Origin of the sequence: Pseudomonas bijieensis, from assembly GCF_013347965.1 — a bacterium.
Taxonomy (GTDB): Bacteria; Pseudomonadota; Gammaproteobacteria; order Pseudomonadales; family Pseudomonadaceae; genus Aquipseudomonas; species Aquipseudomonas bijieensis.
On record NZ_CP048810.1, the window covers coordinates 917,518 to 936,001 of the forward strand.

An 18,484-nucleotide genomic window follows, 5' to 3' on the forward strand; every position below is an offset into this window, starting at 1 on the left:
CCTGCGGGGGCTGAATAAGCCCCTGGCAAGGAGGAAGTACCCTTTGAACACGGATCACCTGCTTGACCCCGATTATGGTTTTTTCCTTGAAGAGCCTTCCAGTCAATGGACCCTCGCCGCTCTCCCCGGTATCCGAGACCGAGTAAGCGCCAACTCGAAAACTCCCGAGATGTCGCGCGGCGAACAGCGCTGGACAGGCGCTACCCCTGGCGCCGATAGCGTGCGCATGTGTATTTACCGGCCTGCCCCGGCCTTCGAGGACCAGATGCTCCCGGCTATCCTGTACTTGCATGGTGGAGGTTTCGTCCTGGGAAGCCCGGAAATGGTCGACGACTACCTGGCCGATCTCGCAGGCCAGTTGAGAACGGTGATCGTCGCGGTCGATTATCGACTGGCCCCGGAGCATCCGTTTCCTGTTCCGCTGGAAGACTGTTACACGGCGCTGGGCTGGCTTTTGCAGCAAAGCCATACGCTGGGCCTTGATCGACAAAAAATCGTCATCATGGGCCACAGTGCCGGAGGCGGCCTGGCCGCAGCGCTGGCCCTACTGGTTCGGGAGCGACACCAATACTCCGTCGCAGGCCTGGTCATGATTTACCCGATGCTCGATCACAGGACCGGCTCGGCGGCAGCCCCCTCGGCCAATCCCACAACCGGCGCATTGAGTTGGAGGCCGCAAGCCAACCAGTTTTGCTGGCAATGCCTGCAAGGGCCCTACGCCCCTGGGGACGAAAAAGCCTTCCTGTTTTCCCCCGCGCTCGCGGTTGATTTGCAGGGTTTACCCCGCAGCTTTACTGGTGTTGGGGGCTTGGATCTGTTTCTGGAGGAAAGTGTGGACTTCGCGCTGAAACTTTCGCGCTCAGGCGTGCCCAGCGAGCTTCACGTCTACCCGGGCGTCCCGCATATGTTCGATCAGTATCCGGGGCGGATGACAGATCAGTGCAGGAACGACGTCGCGATTGCGCTCGGGCGAATGTGGGCAGCATGAGCACTGGGCCTGTCCGACGTTCTCCAAAGCTCAGTCCCAGAGCAATTTGTCCAAAAAATGCGGCTTTCAGAGCTTGTGGCTGCCCAGTACCAGGTACCGCTGTGGCGATGTCTTGCGCAGCCGCGCCGCCAGAAACACACCCGCCAGCAGCGCTGCGGGAATGATCGCGCAGAGACCATAGGACAAGGCCTTGCTCGCGCCCGTCAGCACATCGAAATGCACCACCGCGATAACCAGGACCGCCAATAACGCAAGGCAGGAGAAACCGGGGAAAATCCGCCCACGCCAGATCCCCAGCTTGAGCTCGGGGTGGCGCTGGGCGAAGACCCATACCGCCGCGGAAGTGAGCGCCATCAGCAAGATCACGCAAAGCGTCGCCAGGTTGGACAGCCAGGCGAATAATTGCAGGATCGGATCGGCGTCCATCGCCGCGAAAATCAGCACGACCACGGCGGAGATCAAGCTCTGCAACGCCGAGCCCATGTGCGGGCTCTGGTGCACACGATGGGTGGTTCCCAGCCGGCTGGGCAGCAGACCGTCACGGCCGATGGCATAGAAGTAACGGGCCGCGGCATTGTGGAACGCCAGCAGCCCGGCGTAGATGCTGACCATGAACAGCACGCGGATGACCTGGGTCAGCTGCGGGCCGACAAAGTGGTCGGACATGCCATAGATAAAGGTCGTCGGATCCTGCAACGCCTGGAGCGTGGCGACGATTTTGTCCGCCCCTACGCCGATCACCATCGACCAGACCGATAGCGCGTAGAAACCACCGATCAGCAACACCGAACAGTAGGTGGCAATCGGGATCGTGCGTTGCGGGTTCTTGGCTTCTTCGCCGTAGATGGTGGTGGCCTCGAAGCCGATGAACGCGGCGAAGCAGAACAGCAAGCCGATTGACGGGGTGCCGCTGAGTACGTGGCTGCGATCAAATGCGTCGAGATTGATGCCACTGTCACCGCCCGTCCTGAGAATGGCGAAGTCCAGGAGCAGGATCGCCAGGTATTCGGCGATCACGATGACCGACAACACCCGGGCCGACAGGTCGATCTTGCGATAGCCAAGGATCGCAATGCTGGCCATCGCCATCAGCGAATACGTCCACCAGGGCAACACCAGGCCGAACACACTCTCCATCGTGCCGCTGACCACGCCACCGAACATGCCATACAGGCCCACCTGAAGGATGTTGTAGGCGAACATCGCCAACACCCCCGCAGCCCCGCCAGCCAAACCACCCAGGCCGCGAGCAGTGAATGCATAGAAACCACCGGCGTTGGTGACATGCCGGGACATGGTGGTGTAGCCCACCGAGAAGGCCAGCAACACCAGCAGGGCCAGGATCAGCAATGCCGGTGTACCGGCGCCGTTGCCCAGCATGATGCCTATGGGGAAGCCGCCAGCGATGACACTCAAGGGACTCGCCGCCGAAACCACGAAGAAGATGATGAAGCCGACACCCAGGGCCCCACGCTTGAGCTCCGTGGAGTTGTTGACCGGGAGAGATACACTCATGTTTTCTTGACCTTATTGTATGAGGCAGTCGCTGTGGGATCGATGCAGTCAACCGCTCACCGCCACCGAATAGCGTTGTTGTTCTTGTTGCACGCTGGATTCGATCCTATGCCTCTCCCTGAACGCTCCACTATCCCAAATCGGTAACCAGAGTTCGCTCGTCAAAAAAACCGAAGGGCTGTCATCCGTCCCCCGCTATCACCTCATTGCAAAGCGATGCGCGCCGTCAGTTCCGTCGCTGCGCCGGTCACCAGGTCGCACAGGTAGCCCGGTTGAAACGCACGGAACCGCTCACTGCGTCCAACCAGGGTCATGCTGCCAAGGACGCGCTGCTTTTCGTCGAAGATCGGCGCGGCGACGCCACTGCGTCCCGGGTGCAGCTCGCTTTCGCTGATACAGTAACCCTGCTTGCGAATGGCGAGCAGGCTCTTGCTGAACGGCTTCCACGCCAAGCCCTGCTGCTGCGGTTCGGTTGGCTTCGCGTGAACGTCATAGATGCGGCGGATCTGGCGCGGCAGCAGATACGCCAATACGACCCGGGAAGTCGCGCTGTGGAGCAGATCGATCGGTCGCCCCCTGTCGCCACCGACCGGGCCGGCATCGGAACCCCGCTGGATCAGCACGTTGACCACTGAATCACCATGCCATTCGCTGACCAGCGCATCCAGGCCGGTATCGTCGACCAATTTATCGACCAGGTCCCGGCTGCACGCCAGCAACGGATCGTACTTCGTCATCTGATGCTCCAGCGTGACGATTCGCGGGCCGAGTGCGTAGCCGCGCGGTAATCGCTTCAGGAAGCCCGCATCGCCGAGCTCGCGCAGATAACGATAGGCGGTCGCGGGTGTAAAGCCGAGCTCCTGGCAAATGGTCTCCACGTCAATGACCGGCTGATCAGGGCGAAACAGGTCGAACACCATGAGCAGGCGGCGAAGGCTATTCATCTTTGCTACATCCTTGTGCAGTCGACACCATGCTCGGTAGATGCTCAGGCGCGCGCGCAATCGGCGATGGCCGCGCGGGTGGTATGGGAGGGCAATTCTGCGAACAGTTCCTGGTACTCCGCCGCAAAATGGCTGAGGTGATAGAAGCCCCATTGGGCCGCGGCATCGCCGATCGAGAGGTGCGCGGCCTGGGTGGACATCAAGGTCCGACGAACACCGTTGAGCCGCACGGAGCGCAAGTAATTGATGGGTGTCGTCTCGGCAACCGAACGGAAGCTGTTCTGCACGGTACGTCGACTCACCTGGAGCCGCTGGCACAACTCATCCACGCTGGGCACGTTGTTCAATTCCGCGGTCGCCAGGCGATGGCATTTCTCGACAATGAAGCTGCGTGTGGAGCTTGGAAGACGCTGCTGCTTGTCGCAGGCCGGGTCGGTCATCAGTTGCAGCAACTCGCCGAGCATGGCCTGTTCCAGTTCCAGTTCCCGATCTTGCGTATTGCCAAGATCTTCGTTCGAGAGCGCCTGGGAGAATACAGCCAGCATTCGACGTCGTGCGTCTGCATAGCGTTGCGTGGAGACCCTGATCACCGGCTGACGCAGCAACTGGCTGATTTCCTTGGCCGACGCCGTTTGCGCCAATGCCTGCTCGAACAGTTCACGTTCGAAGGTAATGGCCAGCAGTTCCATGCCCATCGGCATGTGAAACATGAACTCCTCGCCACCGTGAAGAAAGAACAGGCTGCTGTCGTCCACTTCCCGCCCCTGCATTCGAATCGAACCCGGGACGGTGATGGGCACGGCAAAGCACATCTTGCCCCGGGGCGCCACGCCATGCTGCACCACGCGTTGGTTGATCTGCTCACGGAATATGTGGCAACGCGCCGTCGTCAACTGTATGAGCGAACTCTCGATCGAGCCAGCGGTTAACTGGCTGTAGTCCTGATTCCACTCCTGGACGGTAGCGGCGTGGACATGGATGTCACGAAAGTGGCTGATGTTCTGAATTTTCATGATGACGAAAGCCTCGGCCAATATTCTTCTTTTTAGGTTGCCTTCTTGTGCGATATTCTCACATTAAGAGAATTATGCAAATTTCTTTACGCAAGGAGCCGCTCATCGAAATCAGCGTTCGAGGCGACCCTCCCAATGTGCCGATTCGGGCTACCGGCCAGGCGGAAGCGACGGGGATGATCGAGACACTGAAACCGACATCCTGAGAGACCGTCATGAGTGAAACCAAGCTTGAATCCCTCCACTTCGCGGATGCCCCGCGGATCATTTCCACCATTCCCGGTCCCAAGACCACCGAGGCCCTGGCGTTGTCGGCGCGTACCGAGTCGATGGCCCGCGGCGGCGGACGCATGCCCGTGGCCATGGACCGGGCGTTCGGCGCGACCTTCAAGGACGCTGATGGCAACACCTATATCGATTTGTCCGCAGGCGTGGGCGTCAGCAGCGTAGGTCGCTGCCACCCGAAAGTGGTGCAGGCCATCCGCGAACAGTCCGAAGTGCTGATGCACGCCCTGGAAGTCAACAGCACCCGTCGCACCGAGCTGGCCGCCAAGCTCTCCGAGATCGCGCCCGACGGCTTGCGCGGCGATTGCATTACGTTCTTCACGCAAAGCGGTAGCGATGCGCTGGAAGCCGCGATCAAGTTCGCCAAACGCGTCACCGGACGGCACCAGATCATCGCCTTCCATGGCGGCTACCACGGCGTGTGGAACGCCTCCGGTGCGCTGACCACCGGTACGGCCTACCGCAAGGGCTACGGTGCCCAGATGGGCGGCGTCATTCACGCCCCCTACCCTTATGCCTACCGCTTCCCCTTCGACACCACGCACAAAAGCGCCGAACAGATCGCTGGCGACTACGTGGATTACCTGCTGAATACCCCTTACACCGCCGCCGATGACGTGGCCGCCGTGATCGTGGAGCCGGTACAGGGTGAAGGCGGCTACGTGCCTCCCTCGCCAGAGTTCCTGCAACTGCTGCGCAAGGCCTGCGACCTCAGCGGCGCGCTGTTGATCGTCGATGAAGTGCAATCCGGCGCGGGGCGTACCGGCAAGATGTGGGCGGTCGAACATTCCGGCGTGAAACCCGACATGCTCACCTTCGGCAAGGGCATTGGCAGCGACCTGCCGATGGCGGGCCTGATCATGCGTTCGGACCTGGCAGCCGCGATCCCCGACGGATCGATGCCCAATACCTTCGCCGCCAACTCGCTGTCCGCGGCAGTGGCGCTGACCAACATCAGCATCCTGCAGGACCCGGAGCTGGATCTGCTCAATCGCGCGCACACGCTGGGCCTGGAGGCTCAGGAACGTATCCGTGGCTTCAAGAGCCCCTTCGTCGGCGAGGTTCGCGGTCGTGGCCTGATGATCGGTATCGAGCTAGTCGAAGACCCGGTCACCAAGGCACCGCTGGAGGGCGCCAAGATCGGTCAACTCATGGGTTACCTGCTGAACCACGGCGTGCTGATGATTCCCTGCGGTCGCTACAGCAACGTGATGCGCGTCATGCCCTCGCTGACGATCACACGCTCGCTGTTTTTCAAGGCGCTGGACATCTTTGGCGACGCCCTGGCCTCCCTCGAAGCATGAGGCGTGCCCCACCGATCACTCACATTACGCAGGGCCCCTGACATGACTCAGCACCTGAATCACTTCATCCAAGGAGCGTCCTTAGAAGCCTCCGACGGTGGACGCATGACCCTCATCAACCCTGTGACAGAGCAGGTGTACGGTAGCTCCGCATGCGGCACGAGCGCGGATGTGGACCGCGCCGTGGAGGCAGCGCGCAGCCAACTCGAGGGTGGCGCCTGGAGCCAGCTCGACGGCGCCCAGCGCGGTCGACTGCTGTCGAAGCTGGCTGACCTGGTGGAACGCGACACCGACTTGCTGGCCGATCTGGACGCCAACGCCATCGGTCGCTCCCCGGTCGAACCGCGCCGGATGGACCTGCCCAACGCGGTCGCCAACCTGCGCGCCGCTGCTGGCTGGGCCAACCAGTTGGAGGGGCGCACCATTCCCACCGGCGGCTATTTCGGCAGCAAGACCCTCTCGTACACGGTGCGCGAGCCGGTGGGCGTGGTCGGTGCCATCGTGCCCTGGAATTCGCCGCTGATGATCACGGTCTGGAAGCTCGCCGCTTTGCTGGCCGCCGGCTGCACCGTGGTCATCAAACCTTCGGAAGAGACACCGCAATCGGCCCTGCACCTGGCCGCGCTGGCTCAGGAAGCGGGCTTCCCTGACGGTGTGATCAACGTGGTTACCGGCTACGGTGCACAGGTGGGTCGCGCCTTGTGCGAACACCCGCACGTGGCCAAGATCAGTTTCACCGGCAGCCCCGAGGCCGGACGCGAGATCCAGCGCACCGCCGGCGTGCTGTTCAAGCGTGTGGCACTGGAGCTGGGCGGCAAGAGCCCACAGATTGTCTTTGATGACGCGTCCTTCGACGACGCGTTGCGCGGCTGCGCGCTCGGCTTGTTCGTCAACCAGGGCCAGGTCTGTGCCGCCGGCTCGCGTATCCTGGTACAACGCAGCATCGCCGATCGCTTCGCCGCAGCGCTTGCCGATGCTGCTCGAGCAGTCAAGGTAGGCGATCCTCGACAGCCCGACGTGCAGATGGGGCCAGTGGCCAAGAAAGCACAGTTCGAACGGGTCAACCGTTACATCCAGCTGGGCATCGAACAAGGCGCCTCCCTGCTGGCCGGCGGCGTATCGAACCCCGAGCGGGGCTGGTTTGTGCAGCCGACCATCTTCGCCAACGCCAGCAACGACATGGCGATCGCCCGAGACGAGATCTTCGGCCCCGTTGGCACGGTGATCACGTTCGACAGCGAAGATGAGGCGATCGCAATGGCCAACGATTCCACCTACGGCCTGGCGGCCACGATCTGGACCAGCGACCTGGTGCGAGCGCACCGCGTTGCCGCGGCGGTAAAGGCCGGTGCCGTGGGCATCAACTGCTGGAGCCCGCTGGACGCCAACCTGCCCTGGGGCGGCGTCAAGTCCAGTGGCATTGGCCGTGAAGGCGGGTTCAGCGGCGCGTTGGCCTATACCGAAGAAAAGGTCATCACCGTGTTGCTGCCTAACTGAGAACAAAAAACCGCACTGACCGGACCACCCTCCAAGCCCTGTGTCGTAGAGGGTGGCCGTTCAAATGTGCATTCCGATGCCTTGATGATCGATGGAGAGACTGCGATGAATCCGGTAAATCAAACAACAATTGATCGGTATCCGACGTCCCTGCGTATGTTGCACTGGGTGCGCGCCGTGCTCATCGCCGGCCTCCTCTGGGCTGGCTGGCACATGACCGGGATGAATGATGAAGTAGCAAGCAAATACGAGCTCTATTACCCGTGGCACAAATCCTTTGGGGTGTTGATGCTGTTGGTGGTCCTGGTCCAGATCACCCTGCGCTGGCGCACCCCCAAGCTTCCACAACCGCTGGAAACACTGGCTGGACATGAGCGGTTTTTGTCACAGCTGGTGCAACGTGCCATGTACGTACTGATCGTGATCGTGCCGTTGATGGGTTACTCGATGTCGAGCACCTACACGATGAGCGACGGGGTATTCTTTTTTGGGGTGAACCTGCCGGAGCTGCTACCGAAAAATGACGACTGGTTCGTCGTCTTCCAGTGGCTGCACAAAGTGCTCGCCTATACCCTGCTCGGCCTGATCGTGCTGCATGTCGCCGGCGCCCTCAAGCACCGCTTCTTCGACCCGGACCCTCGCAACGACGTCCTGCGCCGCATGCTGTGACCGTCCCGTCTTAATCACCTTTCCCGCCGGAAAGCGCCACCGCTGGTGGCGCCTACGCATCAAACTCCCTGCAACAGATGCCGCCAGCGGCGACTCAGATCAGAACGTCACCCACACGATGAACTGCAAGTAAGTGTTGGTTGATGCGCTCCCGCTCTGCAAACCACCGTCCTCGAGCCACTTCTTTGGCTTGTAGAAACCCACCAGCGGCGACAACGTGATGTTGTCCGTCACCATCCAGTCCAGGTACAGGTCGACCTCACGGGCACTGAAGTCTTGGGTATCCCGGTCGGAGAGTTGGTGATAGTGGAAGTACATCGCGTTGAGTGTCAGTTTGTCGGTCGGCTGCACCGAGAACAGCACATCGTTGATTTGCATGTTCGAGGTCACTGAACCGGCGTAGTTCGCGGCGACTTCACCCTGGTACCGCTTGCGGAAACCGCCTTGGAACAGGAAGTCCCAGCCTTCGGAATAGCGCGAATAGCGGTAACTCACTGCCGGTTGCCATTTGACGTCGGCAAAGGTGTAGCCCGCGTCGAAGAACATCGCCCGCTGCGACCCCGAACGTTTTTCCTGGCGCGCCACCTCGAATGCAAAATCAGCGTTCTCGATGCCGGCATTGCCCTGGCCGCGGATACTGTAGATATCCATACCCTTGCGCTCACTCCGATCGGCGAAGGTGTATCGCTCGTTGACATCCAGCCCGTGTACATAGGTCGAGCCGATCGAGCCGATGGGCGTCGTGTAGTCGATGGTGGCGGCCGCCACTTCGGTCTCCGACTGTCCTGGATTGTCCGACTTCAACCACATCAGGCTGCCGTGAAGCCCATCCGTACCGCCCAGTTTCAGGACGGCCGTATTGCCAAAGGCCAATCGCGGCCCCAGGTAAAAGGCGCCGCCGCGATTGAACCGACCGTCCGCCACACCTGGGATGGGGCTGAAGGCCTTGCCGGGAGCGAACCCGTCGTCGGTGATCAGGAAACCGTCCACCGTCACGAGCTGCCGGCCAAAGGAGAAATCAACGCCGTCCGTACCCAGGGCGGGAATCAGGTCGCCTGACTTCCAGCCCAGATAGGCGTCTTCTACCGCCGTTCTTCTTTCATTCCCGGCAGTGATCGCTCCCGCGTCCCCGTCGCCCCATGAGCCCGTGCTGATCAGGCTGAACCCGCCGTAGATCGAGCCGGGACCGATCTTGTTCGTCGTGCCGTTTAGACCGTACTTTGCGAAGCCTTCCTGCCATCGCATCCTGCCGGGTTCCTCCTGCGGGTTGGCGAGGTAGTTCTTTTCACTGCCGAACCAACCAAATCCAGCCCAGAGGTCGGCATTCAGGACGGTAGCACCATCGTCTTCGTTGTAGAGCTCGTAGGCCTGTGCCTGCGGCCCCAATGTACAGAGTGCAACCAGAGAAATTAATGGAGCGTAGTGGGGGGTGCGCATGACGTCTCTCCTGTTTTTATATTTATGAGGCGAGTCATGAGTGTTCCGATTCGGGCCGCCCATGCGGTAGCCCAAATCAGCATGTGCACAGGGCGGCGCCCCTATTCCCTTGGTCCCATCGCTGCCCACTGAAAAACCTGTCCTGGGATTTGAATGGTTGCCGTTTTGGGCTACGGCCTGCGCAGGTGTCCCCCCCCTATGCTGGGGCCATAAGAACGCATAAGAACGAGGCATCCGTCATGACCCCATCCCCGCTGTTACGTCAGGGGCTTTGCCTGCTGACCATCGTCGCTTGCAGTGCCCTACCGTCCCTGGCCACCGCTCACCACTCATTCGCGCTTTTCGACCAGACCAAGATGGTCACGGTCCAGGGCGTGGTCGAGCGCTTTGCCTGGACCAATCCGCACATCACGATTTACCTCGATACGCCCGGCCCGCCCCCCCCCAGCGCTTCAAGATCGAGACGGGCAGTGTCAACGCGCTGCAGCGCGCAGGCTGGAACGCTGATTCGATCAAGGCTGGCGAAAGCGCCGAGGTGTCCTTCAGACCGCTGAAAAACGGTGATCCGGGAGGACTGCTCGTGGAGATCAAGATCGGTGACGTCGTGCTCACGGGCGGCGGTTAGGCGAAGTCCCTCCTCCGCTTCATGACTACCGAACTCAACCGAACCAGACAGGCCAGCAGCGTGGAGACGTTTCAATGAAACCGACACGAACCTTGAGCGCAGCAACGATCTTCCTCGGCGTCGTCCTCGTGACCGTCGCCGGGATGTGCAACGCGGCAGCGCCGAAGACCCAGCACGACAAACGCCCGGACATCAGCGGCACCTGGGAAAGAACCCCGGACGATTGGTTCGGTGAAAACCCGGACGAGCCGGTGCACCCGGGCGGACCGATGGACCTGAAGGAACCCTATGCCAGCCAATACGCCGAGCTGAAGAAAAAACAGGCCGCCGCGAACGAAGCCGGGACGCCGCTGGCCACGACGAGTTCCAAGTGCCTGCCCGAGGGCATGCCGACGTTGATGGCGGCGCTCTTCCCGATCCAGATCATTCACGACGACAAGCAAGTGGTCGTCCTTGGCGAATATCTCCAGCAGGTACGCCGGATTCTCTTGAACGAGGCAATGCCGCCCAAAGAGAAGCTCGACCCCAAGTACCAGGGCCATTCGCGAGGCCACTGGGAAGGCGACACGCTCGTCGTGGAGACACAACGTGTGCGAACGGACGTGACGTTCTATGACGTTCCCCATGGTGCAGACATGAAGATCACCGAACGCATCAGGCTGCGGGGACCGGACCACTTGGAGGACCAAGTCGTGATTGAAGATCCACAGGTGCTCAACACCCCGTATCGCTTCACGTTCGACTACAAGCGCTCCGACTACGCCATTCAAGAATATGTCTGCGAGAACAACCAGATCGTGATCGACAGCGAGGGCAAGGCGTCCCTCAGCCGTGAGTGAAGCCCACCGCGAGGTCGATGTTGGGGCTGCTGCGCAGCCCAGCGGGAGCAAGCTCCCTCGCCACAAAAGGCGGTGTTTGCCAGAGGTTGGCGGGCAACGTAATGGGGTCTGATTACCCCACACCACCACCCAGCCAGACACAAAACCGTGGCGAGGGAGCTTGCTCCCGTTGGGGTGCGAAGCGCCCCCCACCAGGCTGACTTTGCGCCCTTGGAGATGACCGGATGGAACGATCAATAACGATCAGCCTCCTGCGGCCGACGCTGCCAGGCGTCCTGCTGTCGCTGATGCTGACCTCGAACACCTTCGCCGAAGTGCCCCGCATGCCCACAGTCGTTGCCGTGCCGCCCTCCAGTGTGCCACCGCTGTCGTCGGCGAAACGTCCGGGTACCGAACACAGCGACCTCGACATGTACGACTACGTCGAAGAGGAGTTTTACCTGCAAGGCGTCGCCCCGGCCATCACCGCCGCGGGCAAAACCCTCTTCGAGGCGCCCTATACCACGCGCATTCTGGTGCGCAAGCCGGCAGACCCTGCGCACTTCAACGGCACGGTGGTGATCGAGCCGTTCAGCTGGTTTGGCGAGCGCGCCGCAGGGTGGATCCTGACCCGTGATTACTTGCTACGGCGTGGCTACGCGTACGTCGGCTACACGCTGAACATGAACAAGCCGGCCGTCGACCCCAAGTTCATCTCGGACACCCCGGCCGCCGAGGCCGAGCAGGTCGCCCAATACGGACGGATCGTGAACTTCGAATTCATGCGCCGCTTCGACTACGCACGCTATGCGCCGTTGGGCACCTATTACGATCCGGAGCGCTTCACTCGCGGTGCAGGTCCCGATCCGTTCGTTCCACAGTCCCAAGGCATTGCCGCACAACTGGCGCTGCTGCTCAAGACCAATGCGGCGCAAGGCCCGTTGGCAGGCCTCAATGTGCAACGCGTCTATGTCAATAGCTGGGCCGTGACCGCGCAAGTCTGGATGGACTACCTCGACCAGGGCCGGCACCAGCAATGGCGCATGCCTGACGCAAGGCCACTGATCGATGCCTACATGACAGGCCGCATGGCCTATGGCGAGGTGGGCGGCGATGTCATCCGACTGCCGCGGCAGATGCCCGACGGCGTGCCGTTCGTGACCGTCTACAGCCAATCGGAACTGATGCATGACGTGATCGAAGGCATCGACCTGCCGCCGGATACCGACAGCCCGCAGCTTCGCTACTACGAAGTGACCGGCATGCCCCACCTGCGGCTGGCCGACCTCGGTACGGAGCATACCGAACTGCTCGCTGCCGACATCGGCAAGGGTGACGACCCACGGTGCCGGACGTTGTACGACGAACCGGCGGAACTGGTCGTTTCGGCGCTGCTCGATGGCATGGACCAATGGGTGCGCGAGGGCAAAGCCATGCCGAAGGCGCCGCGAGTCCTGCGCGAAGGCAAAACCGTCGCACGCGACCCCGCCACCGGCAACCTGCAAGGGGGCGTGCGCCCGCCGTGGATCCAGGTGCCCAGCGCGACCTACCTCACGGACCAGGAGACCGGTTGCGGCCTGATCTACGACACCAAGGTGCCCTATTCCAAGGAAGCGCTTGGCCAACGTTACGGCAGTTTCAGCCACTACGAACAGGCATTCGAAGACGCCAAGGGCCTCTCGATCAAGCAGGGCTATCTCCTCCCGGAGGATGCAAAGGGCCTGCGTCCGATCGCAAAACCCCAAGACTTCTAACCCCACGCGGAAGCAAAGCAAATGTCACCAGAACTCATCATCGCCTGGATCTACGCGACACCGTTGAGCACCGCCATCAGGGACCTGTCCTGGGTCGTGCCCACCATCCAGAGCGTTCATATCGTCGCCATCGCAGTGATCTTCGGTGCCGCCGTGATCTCCGACCTGCGGCTGGCCGGCGTGCTCGCCACGGACGAACCCTTGCGCGGCGTCATTCGCCGTTACTACCCGTGGATGCGCGCCGCACTCATCGTCCTGCTCCTCACCGGGTTGGTCATGATCATCGGCGAGCCTGACCGCGTACTGGTCAACACGACGTTCTGGCTGAAGATGTTCATGGTCGTTGCCGTGTTCACCCTGGCCTGGTCAATCCGACGTCCATTGCTGCGCCCCGCCGCTCAGGCACAAGGCGATAACGAGAAGCCGCCCATCAAGGCACTGGCCTGGCTGTCGATCGCCCTATGGTGCGGCGTGATCTTCTGCGGCCGCTGGATCGCCTACTGATCCCAGCGTTTTCAACGAACGTTTTCTCAGGTATTTGCCATGGACATTCAATCGATACTGCAAGCCCTCGAGGGCACCCCGATCGCAGCCTATATCAGAGAGTCGGGCTCCATTTTTCCAAACCTGGAGTCGCTGCATGTGATCGGCATCGCCCTCGTGTTCGGGACCATCGCCGTCGTCGACTTGCGCCTGCTTGGCGTCGCCTCCCATCGCCGAAGCGCGCTACGGCTGATTCGGGAACTGCTGCCATTTACCTGGGTTGCCTTCGCAGCCTGCGTGATCACCGGCTTGCTCATGTTCGCCTCCAATGCCACCACCTATGCGCAAAACAGCGTTTTCTGGTGGAAGATGGGGCTGTTGGCGCTGGCCGGCCTCAACATGGGGATATTCCACCTGGGCGCCTATCGCCGGATCGCCGAGTGGGACACCATCCTGCCGCCTCCCAGCCAGGCCCGTATCGCCGGATTCAGCTCGCTGGCACTGTGGGTGGGCGTGATATGCCTTGGCCGCTGGATCGGGTTTGTCTGATGGCTCACCTGTCGCGAACCAGCCTCGGCGATGACGCAGACGACGCGGTCCATGTCGTGCGTCCGGCTTCCAGCCGCTGGGAATCGCTGGCCCTGCTGTTTGCAGCCCTGGCAATCATCGCCAGCGTGACAGGTTATGTGCTGCTGCGCCCACAGCACGCCGGCCCACCGACACCCTTGAGCTGGCAGGTGCGCTCCTTCGATGGCCTCGGTGCAGTCGACCAGGCCATCCACAGCGCCCTGCTGCCCGCCGGTGAAGAAATCATCTGGAACAATAACGACACCGGCGGTTGGATCACCCTGGAGCAAGCCCAGAAGATCTTGTTGCCGCCGTTCTACCGAGACGCCTTCTGGAAGACCAATGGCGAGGTGCACTGGCAGTTGATTTTGCCTGGCACCCACCTGCCTCATGCCGGTTCCGTCGATGATCACGACGACGCCGACGCCCCGACGCCCCCCAGCGACGTCTCGAAAGCCACCCTGGGCCAGGGCGCCACGGTCTACTACGGCTCCGCCGGCCGCGCGCCCGGCCAGAGCGCCTACCTGCTCGTCATTGGGCACGCCCATGCCGGCGTCATGTGGGCCAACCAGGCCACGATCTGGATCCACCGCGACCCGAACGCACCTTACCCAGGCATCGTCAAGCCCGAATCGCTGGTCGGCCAAGGTTGGCGCCAGGTCATTCCTTACGACGGTGCCAGCGAAGTCGAACGTGTAAAAGGAAACCAGCCATGACCGTTTCTACCAGACACCGCGCACTGTGGCGCAGTTGCCTTGCGCTGCTGGTGCTGATACCTGCCCTTGCATTCGCCGACCCGACTGCCCCCTTGGACAAGAAGCTCAAGATCGGTGTCACCCTGCACCCCTACTACAGCTTCGTGGCGAACATCGTCGGCGATCGGGCCGAGGTCGTTGCGCTCATTCCGGCGCAAGCGAACCCGCATAACTATCAGCCGCAACCCGACGACATCACCCGTGCGATGACCCTCGATGTCTTGGTCGTCAACGGCATCGGCCACGATGAATGGGCCTTCCAGATCGTCAAGGCCGCCGGTCGCGGGGCAACGCTGCCGATCATCCAGGCCAATGCCTCGGTCGCCCTCATTCCCATCGGCGGCGACCAGGACGGTGCCAAGGTGGTCAATCCGCATACCTTCGTTTCCACCACGGCAGCGATACAGCAGGTCTTCGAGATCACTCGCAGGCTGGGGGAGCTGGACCCATCCAACGCTGCTGCGTATCGACAGAACGCCCTGGCCTATGCCGCACGCATTCGCGCGCTACGGGCCGGTTTCATGACCCGCTTCGCCGCGCTGGATCTGTCTTCCTTCCGTTGTGCGACCACGCATGCCGGCTACGACTACATGATGCAGGAGTTCGGCCTGTTCGTGAGCGCCGTGATCGAGCCCCGTCACGGCGTCGCGCCGACCGCGCGGCAACTGGCCAACACCATCGACGCAATCAAGAAGGCCAATGTGAAGGTGTTGTTCGCCGAGAAAAACTTCTCCCTCGATCTCGCCAAGCCTATCGAGGCCGCCACCGGCGTGAAGGTCTTCTCGCTGTCTCACATCACCGGCGATACCTACAGCGCGGACGAATTCGAGGTGGCGATGCGCGAAAACCTCGAGACCTTGGCCGAAGCCGTCGAGTTCACGCAGCGATGAAGGAGAAACAAGCGATGTGCGGTCCCGCCATAGTGTTCGACAACGTCTCCCTGCGGCTGGGAGGCACGCAAGTGCTTGAAGACGTCAGTTTTCGGGTGGAAGCCGGGGCGCTGCACTGCCTGGTCGGGCCGAACGGTGGCGGCAAGACTTCACTGGTGCGTGCGCTGCTGGGCCAGATGCCGCATTCGGGAGCGGTCCGCTTCGAGGGCCAGCTCACGACCCCGGTGGGCTATGTCCCGCAATTGCCAGACTTCGACCGCAACGTGCCGATGACGGTCAACGATCTCATGGCCCTTCTCGGTCAACGCCGGCCGGCCTTCCTGGGCGCCAACCGATCCGCCAAGTCGGCCAATGCCGAGGCCCTGTCTCGTACCGGCATGGCAGGAATGGGCACCAAACCCTTTGGCAGCCTGTCCGGTGGCCAACGTCAGCGAGTATTACTGGCCCAGGCGATCAGCCCGGCGCCCTGGCTGCTGATCCTCGACGAACCGACTGCCGGCATCGACGAATCGGGGGTGCGGCTGGTGGAGGCGCTGGTGGCCGAATTGCACGGCCGTGGCGTCACCATCCTGTGGATCAACCATGACCTGGAACAAGTCAGGCGCATCGCCCAATCGGTGACGGTTATCAACCGCAGGGTGCTGTTCCATGGCGCCCCCGACCAAGTCGCTTACTCGCAGGAGGGGGCCCAATGAGCGCCCTGTACGACTTCATTCGCAACTACCTGCAGGCGCTCGCCGCCAGTGGCATCCTGCCGCAGCCGTTCGAGTATGAGTTCGTGATCAATGCCCTGCTCTGCGCAGTGCTCATCGGCCCCCTGCTGGGCGTGCTGGGCACGATGGTAATGATCAAGCGCATGGCGTTTTTCAGTCAGTCCGTCGGCAATGCCGCGATGACCGGCGTCGCGATTGGCGTGCTGATCGGTGAATCCTATACATCCCCATACTTCTCGATGTTCGGCTTCTGCTTGCTGTTCGCGCTGACGCTGAAGTACACGCAGCATCGCACCACGTTGGCCAATGACACGCTGATCGGTGTGTTCCTGTCCATCTCGCTGGCGGTCGGTGCCTCGCTGTTGCTGTTCGTGTCGGCAAAGATCAACACCCACGTGATGGAAAGCGTGCTGTTCGGCTCCATCCTGGCGGTGGACCACACCGACATGAACGTGCTGCTTGGCGTAACGGCGCTGTGTGCCTTGCTCGGACTGCCGCTGTACAACGGCATGTTGTTGGCCAGCCTCAATCCGAGCCTGGCCCATGCTCGCGGTGTGCGGGTGCGAAGCGTCGAGTACCTGTTTGTGGTGCTGGTCACCCTGGTGACGGTCGCTTGCCTGAAAATCATCGGCGCCGTGCTCGTCGAAGCCCTTCTGCTCATACCGGCGGCGGCAGCACGCAACATCAGTCGTTCGCTCCCGGGGCTGGTGGTGCGCGCCATCCTGATTGCGACCTTTTCCTGCGTGGTGGGAATCCTGGCGCCGATGCAATTCCACATCCCCGTACCTACGGGCGGGGCAATCGTGATAGTCGCCGCCCTGGTGTTCGTCGTCACCACCGTCATGCGCGCTACCGCGTCACGATTCAGGGGGGCCAGCGTATGAATAGGAAAGGGTTCTACAGATCCTGGCTGACGATGCTGACCCTGTTGCTGGGCCTGCCGTTTTCGGTCTTTGCCGATAACGCAAGGCAGCAGGTGCTTGTCGCGCTGCCTGCCGTGTATGCGCTCACCTCGGCACTCAGCGACGGCACGGCCCTTGAGGTCGTTCGTGTACCGGCAGGCGCGGCAGTGCCCATGGAAAGCCAGGCCAACGCACTGTCGCGCCTGGACGCCGCAGTGTTCCAACAGGCCGAAGCCGTGGTCACCCTCAGCAGTCTCTGGCGCGCGGATCCGCTGTATGCGACGGCGCGCCGCCACAATCTACGGATCATCGAGATCGATGCCTCGCGCTCATGGGACACGGTCAAACCCAGCGTGGCGGTGACCCGCGTGCCGTCGAACGATGTTCCCTGGGCCGCGGCGAGCGATGTTGATGAAGGCCAGTCCCCGTACGCCTGGCTCGGCCCCGTCAACGCCATGCGCATGTCGGCGCTGGTCGCCACCGACCTGGAGCGCCTGGCCCCCGCCGATGCGCCGCGAATAAAGCGCAACCTCGCCGCACTTGAAGACCGCTTGCGCCGGCTCAAGGCCGACTACGGTGCCCGGCTGACAGCGGTGTCGGATCTGCGCGTGCTGTCGCTGGCCAATGAGTTCACCTACCTGTTCGGCGAATTCGGCGTCTTTGTCGACGGCTGGTTCGTCCGACAGGACATTGACTGGAGCGACGCTGACTACGCCGCGCTGACCCACTACCTGCGCGAGCGCGATATTCGCGTGGTGGTCCACAAGTGGGCACCGGACGCCAAGATCATCAAAGCCATCGAGGACGGGGGCGCGCGGTTGTTGGTACTCGATACGGGCAACCCGGGAATACTCGCCGACACGGCCAACGGATACGAGGCACTCCTGGGCTCGAACCTGGAAGCCTTGCTGGCGGCCTTCGCCGCGACTGGCAACGACAACACGAGAGGCGACGGCCAGTCGCCTGCCCAATGATCGATCTTGACGGCGAGGCGTTATGAAACCCATAGGTTCAGCAACACGGATAACGATGGCAGGCGCCCTGGTGTTCTGCCAGGTGACCTTCGCTCATGGCCCCGTCTTCGATTGCTACATCGAGGGGGATAACCAGGTGAAGTGCGAGGCGGGCTTCACCGATGGCAGCTCGGCCGCCGGCCGAAAAATCCATGTCCAGGACCCGAGCAACAAAGTGTTGCTCGAAGGCGAAGTCGGCAAGGACAACGCCTACACGTTCCAGCCCCCCGCCGGAAATTACTCCGTGGTGTTCCTCGGTGGCGCCGGCCATGAGCTCACGATTCAGTCTTCCGACATTTCAAGGTGAAAGCG

19 protein-coding genes are annotated in these 18,484 nt (G+C 61.9%); 15 read left to right on the forward strand and 4 right to left on the reverse strand.

Features of this window, described 5'->3' with window-relative positions:
- Positions 1 to 43: 43 nt before the first annotated feature.
- Positions 44 to 988: an alpha/beta hydrolase gene (locus GN234_RS03750; protein ID WP_176687908.1), complete on the forward strand. Its 945-nt coding sequence runs from the start codon at positions 44 to 46 to the stop codon at positions 986 to 988.
- A gap of 66 nt (positions 989 to 1,054) precedes the next feature.
- On the opposite strand, the gene GN234_RS03755 is transcribed toward GN234_RS03750, so the two are convergent.
- The 3 genes from GN234_RS03755 to GN234_RS03765 form a co-directional block, all read right to left on the reverse strand.
- Complete coding sequence (locus GN234_RS03755) at positions 1,055 to 2,503, reverse strand: APC family permease (protein ID WP_176687909.1); 1,449 nt, start codon at positions 2,501 to 2,503, stop codon at positions 1,055 to 1,057.
- A 203-nt stretch (positions 2,504 to 2,706) separates the two neighbouring features.
- A complete protein-coding gene (locus GN234_RS03760; RefSeq protein WP_176687910.1) occupies positions 2,707 to 3,447 on the reverse strand; it encodes an IclR family transcriptional regulator in 741 nt (246 codons plus the stop codon).
- Positions 3,448 to 3,491: 44 nt separating this feature from the next.
- Positions 3,492 to 4,460, reverse strand: a complete 969-nt coding sequence (locus GN234_RS03765; RefSeq protein ID WP_109755470.1) for a helix-turn-helix domain-containing protein — start codon at positions 4,458 to 4,460, stop codon at positions 3,492 to 3,494.
- A gap of 215 nt (positions 4,461 to 4,675) precedes the next feature.
- On the opposite strand from GN234_RS03765, the gene GN234_RS03770 reads away from it, so the two are divergent.
- The 3 genes from GN234_RS03770 (at position 4,676) to GN234_RS03780 (ending at position 8,215) form a co-directional block, all read left to right on the forward strand.
- Complete coding sequence (locus tag GN234_RS03770; RefSeq protein ID WP_109755429.1) at positions 4,676 to 6,049, forward strand: aspartate aminotransferase family protein; 1,374 nt, start codon at positions 4,676 to 4,678, stop codon at positions 6,047 to 6,049.
- Positions 6,050 to 6,091: 42 nt separating this feature from the next.
- Positions 6,092 to 7,546 carry an aldehyde dehydrogenase family protein gene (locus GN234_RS03775; protein WP_163858790.1) on the forward strand — a complete coding sequence of 485 codons (1,455 nt, stop codon included), beginning with the start codon at positions 6,092 to 6,094 and terminating at the stop codon, positions 7,544 to 7,546.
- Between the two features lie 105 nt (positions 7,547 to 7,651).
- The gene (locus tag GN234_RS03780) at positions 7,652 to 8,215 is read left to right on the forward strand and encodes a cytochrome b (RefSeq protein ID WP_109755427.1); all 564 of its coding nucleotides are present in this window, start codon (positions 7,652 to 7,654) and stop codon (positions 8,213 to 8,215) included.
- Between the two features lie 99 nt (positions 8,216 to 8,314).
- Here GN234_RS03780 and GN234_RS03785 read toward each other — a convergent pair whose 3' ends face one another.
- Positions 8,315 to 9,652: an alginate export family protein gene (locus GN234_RS03785; protein ID WP_176687911.1), complete on the reverse strand. Its 1,338-nt coding sequence runs from the start codon at positions 9,650 to 9,652 to the stop codon at positions 8,315 to 8,317.
- A gap of 481 nt (positions 9,653 to 10,133) precedes the next feature.
- On the opposite strand from GN234_RS03785, the gene GN234_RS30165 reads away from it, so the two are divergent.
- From GN234_RS30165 to GN234_RS03835, 11 genes are all read left to right on the forward strand, one after another.
- Positions 10,134 to 10,277: a hypothetical protein gene (locus GN234_RS30165; protein WP_325073154.1), complete on the forward strand. Its 144-nt coding sequence runs from the start codon at positions 10,134 to 10,136 to the stop codon at positions 10,275 to 10,277.
- Positions 10,278 to 10,351: 74 nt separating this feature from the next.
- Positions 10,352 to 11,116: a hypothetical protein gene (locus tag GN234_RS03790; RefSeq protein ID WP_116832386.1), complete on the forward strand. Its 765-nt coding sequence runs from the start codon at positions 10,352 to 10,354 to the stop codon at positions 11,114 to 11,116.
- Between the two features lie 224 nt (positions 11,117 to 11,340).
- Positions 11,341 to 12,849, forward strand: coding sequence for an alpha/beta hydrolase domain-containing protein (locus GN234_RS03795; RefSeq protein WP_176687912.1), 1,509 nt, complete (start codon positions 11,341 to 11,343; stop codon positions 12,847 to 12,849).
- A gap of 21 nt (positions 12,850 to 12,870) precedes the next feature.
- Complete coding sequence (locus tag GN234_RS03800; protein ID WP_163858795.1) at positions 12,871 to 13,353, forward strand: DUF6644 family protein; 483 nt, start codon at positions 12,871 to 12,873, stop codon at positions 13,351 to 13,353.
- Positions 13,354 to 13,392: 39 nt separating this feature from the next.
- Positions 13,393 to 13,881 carry a DUF6644 family protein gene (locus tag GN234_RS03805; protein WP_116832383.1) on the forward strand — a complete coding sequence of 163 codons (489 nt, stop codon included), beginning with the start codon at positions 13,393 to 13,395 and terminating at the stop codon, positions 13,879 to 13,881.
- Positions 13,881 to 14,615, forward strand: coding sequence for a DUF6162 family protein (locus GN234_RS03810; RefSeq protein WP_116832382.1), 735 nt, complete (start codon positions 13,881 to 13,883; stop codon positions 14,613 to 14,615). The genes GN234_RS03805 and GN234_RS03810 overlap by 1 nt, the downstream gene beginning before the upstream one ends.
- Entirely contained in the window at positions 14,612 to 15,544 is a 933-nt protein-coding gene (locus GN234_RS03815; protein WP_163858799.1) for a metal ABC transporter solute-binding protein, Zn/Mn family, read from the forward strand. Before GN234_RS03810 ends, GN234_RS03815 begins: the two co-directional genes overlap by 4 nt.
- Before the next feature lie 14 nt (positions 15,545 to 15,558).
- Entirely contained in the window at positions 15,559 to 16,239 is a 681-nt protein-coding gene (locus GN234_RS03820) for a metal ABC transporter ATP-binding protein (protein ID WP_232200779.1), read from the forward strand.
- Positions 16,236 to 17,141: a metal ABC transporter permease gene (locus GN234_RS03825; RefSeq protein WP_109755417.1), complete on the forward strand. Its 906-nt coding sequence runs from the start codon at positions 16,236 to 16,238 to the stop codon at positions 17,139 to 17,141. The genes GN234_RS03820 and GN234_RS03825 overlap by 4 nt, the downstream gene beginning before the upstream one ends.
- The gene (locus GN234_RS03830) at positions 17,138 to 18,133 is read left to right on the forward strand and encodes a metal ABC transporter solute-binding protein, Zn/Mn family (protein ID WP_233459530.1); all 996 of its coding nucleotides are present in this window, start codon (positions 17,138 to 17,140) and stop codon (positions 18,131 to 18,133) included. Before GN234_RS03825 ends, GN234_RS03830 begins: the two co-directional genes overlap by 4 nt.
- Before the next feature lie 55 nt (positions 18,134 to 18,188).
- Positions 18,189 to 18,479 (forward strand): hypothetical protein, encoded by a 291-nt coding sequence (locus GN234_RS03835; RefSeq protein WP_232200777.1) that lies wholly within the window; start codon positions 18,189 to 18,191, stop codon positions 18,477 to 18,479.
- Positions 18,480 to 18,484: the final 5 nt, after the last annotated feature.

Excerpts from the sequence above, each read along its gene's own strand:
- GN234_RS03830 (WP_233459530.1), top strand. The coding sequence starts at position 17,138 with ATGAATAGGAAAGGGTTCTACAGATCCTGGCTGACGATGCTGACCCTG.
- GN234_RS03820 (WP_232200779.1), top strand. The coding sequence starts at position 15,559 with ATGTGCGGTCCCGCCATAGTGTTCGACAACGTCTCCCTGCGGCTGGGA.
- GN234_RS03765 (WP_109755470.1), bottom strand. The coding sequence starts at position 4,460 with ATGAAAATTCAGAACATCAGCCACTTTCGTGACATCCATGTCCACGCC.
- GN234_RS03770 (WP_109755429.1), top strand. The coding sequence starts at position 4,676 with ATGAGTGAAACCAAGCTTGAATCCCTCCACTTCGCGGATGCCCCGCGG.
- GN234_RS03790 (WP_116832386.1), top strand. The coding sequence starts at position 10,352 with ATGAAACCGACACGAACCTTGAGCGCAGCAACGATCTTCCTCGGCGTC.
- GN234_RS03795 (WP_176687912.1), top strand. The coding sequence starts at position 11,341 with ATGGAACGATCAATAACGATCAGCCTCCTGCGGCCGACGCTGCCAGGC.
- GN234_RS03785 (WP_176687911.1), bottom strand. The coding sequence starts at position 9,652 with ATGCGCACCCCCCACTACGCTCCATTAATTTCTCTGGTTGCACTCTGT.
- GN234_RS03805 (WP_116832383.1), top strand. The coding sequence starts at position 13,393 with ATGGACATTCAATCGATACTGCAAGCCCTCGAGGGCACCCCGATCGCA.
- GN234_RS03800 (WP_163858795.1), top strand. The coding sequence starts at position 12,871 with ATGTCACCAGAACTCATCATCGCCTGGATCTACGCGACACCGTTGAGC.
- GN234_RS03780 (WP_109755427.1), top strand. The coding sequence starts at position 7,652 with ATGAATCCGGTAAATCAAACAACAATTGATCGGTATCCGACGTCCCTG.
- GN234_RS03755 (WP_176687909.1), bottom strand. The coding sequence starts at position 2,503 with ATGAGTGTATCTCTCCCGGTCAACAACTCCACGGAGCTCAAGCGTGGG.
- GN234_RS03810 (WP_116832382.1), top strand. The coding sequence starts at position 13,881 with ATGGCTCACCTGTCGCGAACCAGCCTCGGCGATGACGCAGACGACGCG.
- GN234_RS03835 (WP_232200777.1), top strand. The coding sequence starts at position 18,189 with ATGGCAGGCGCCCTGGTGTTCTGCCAGGTGACCTTCGCTCATGGCCCC.
- GN234_RS03775 (WP_163858790.1), top strand. The coding sequence starts at position 6,092 with ATGACTCAGCACCTGAATCACTTCATCCAAGGAGCGTCCTTAGAAGCC.
- GN234_RS03815 (WP_163858799.1), top strand. The coding sequence starts at position 14,612 with ATGACCGTTTCTACCAGACACCGCGCACTGTGGCGCAGTTGCCTTGCG.
- GN234_RS03825 (WP_109755417.1), top strand. The coding sequence starts at position 16,236 with ATGAGCGCCCTGTACGACTTCATTCGCAACTACCTGCAGGCGCTCGCC.
- GN234_RS03760 (WP_176687910.1), bottom strand. The coding sequence starts at position 3,447 with ATGAATAGCCTTCGCCGCCTGCTCATGGTGTTCGACCTGTTTCGCCCT.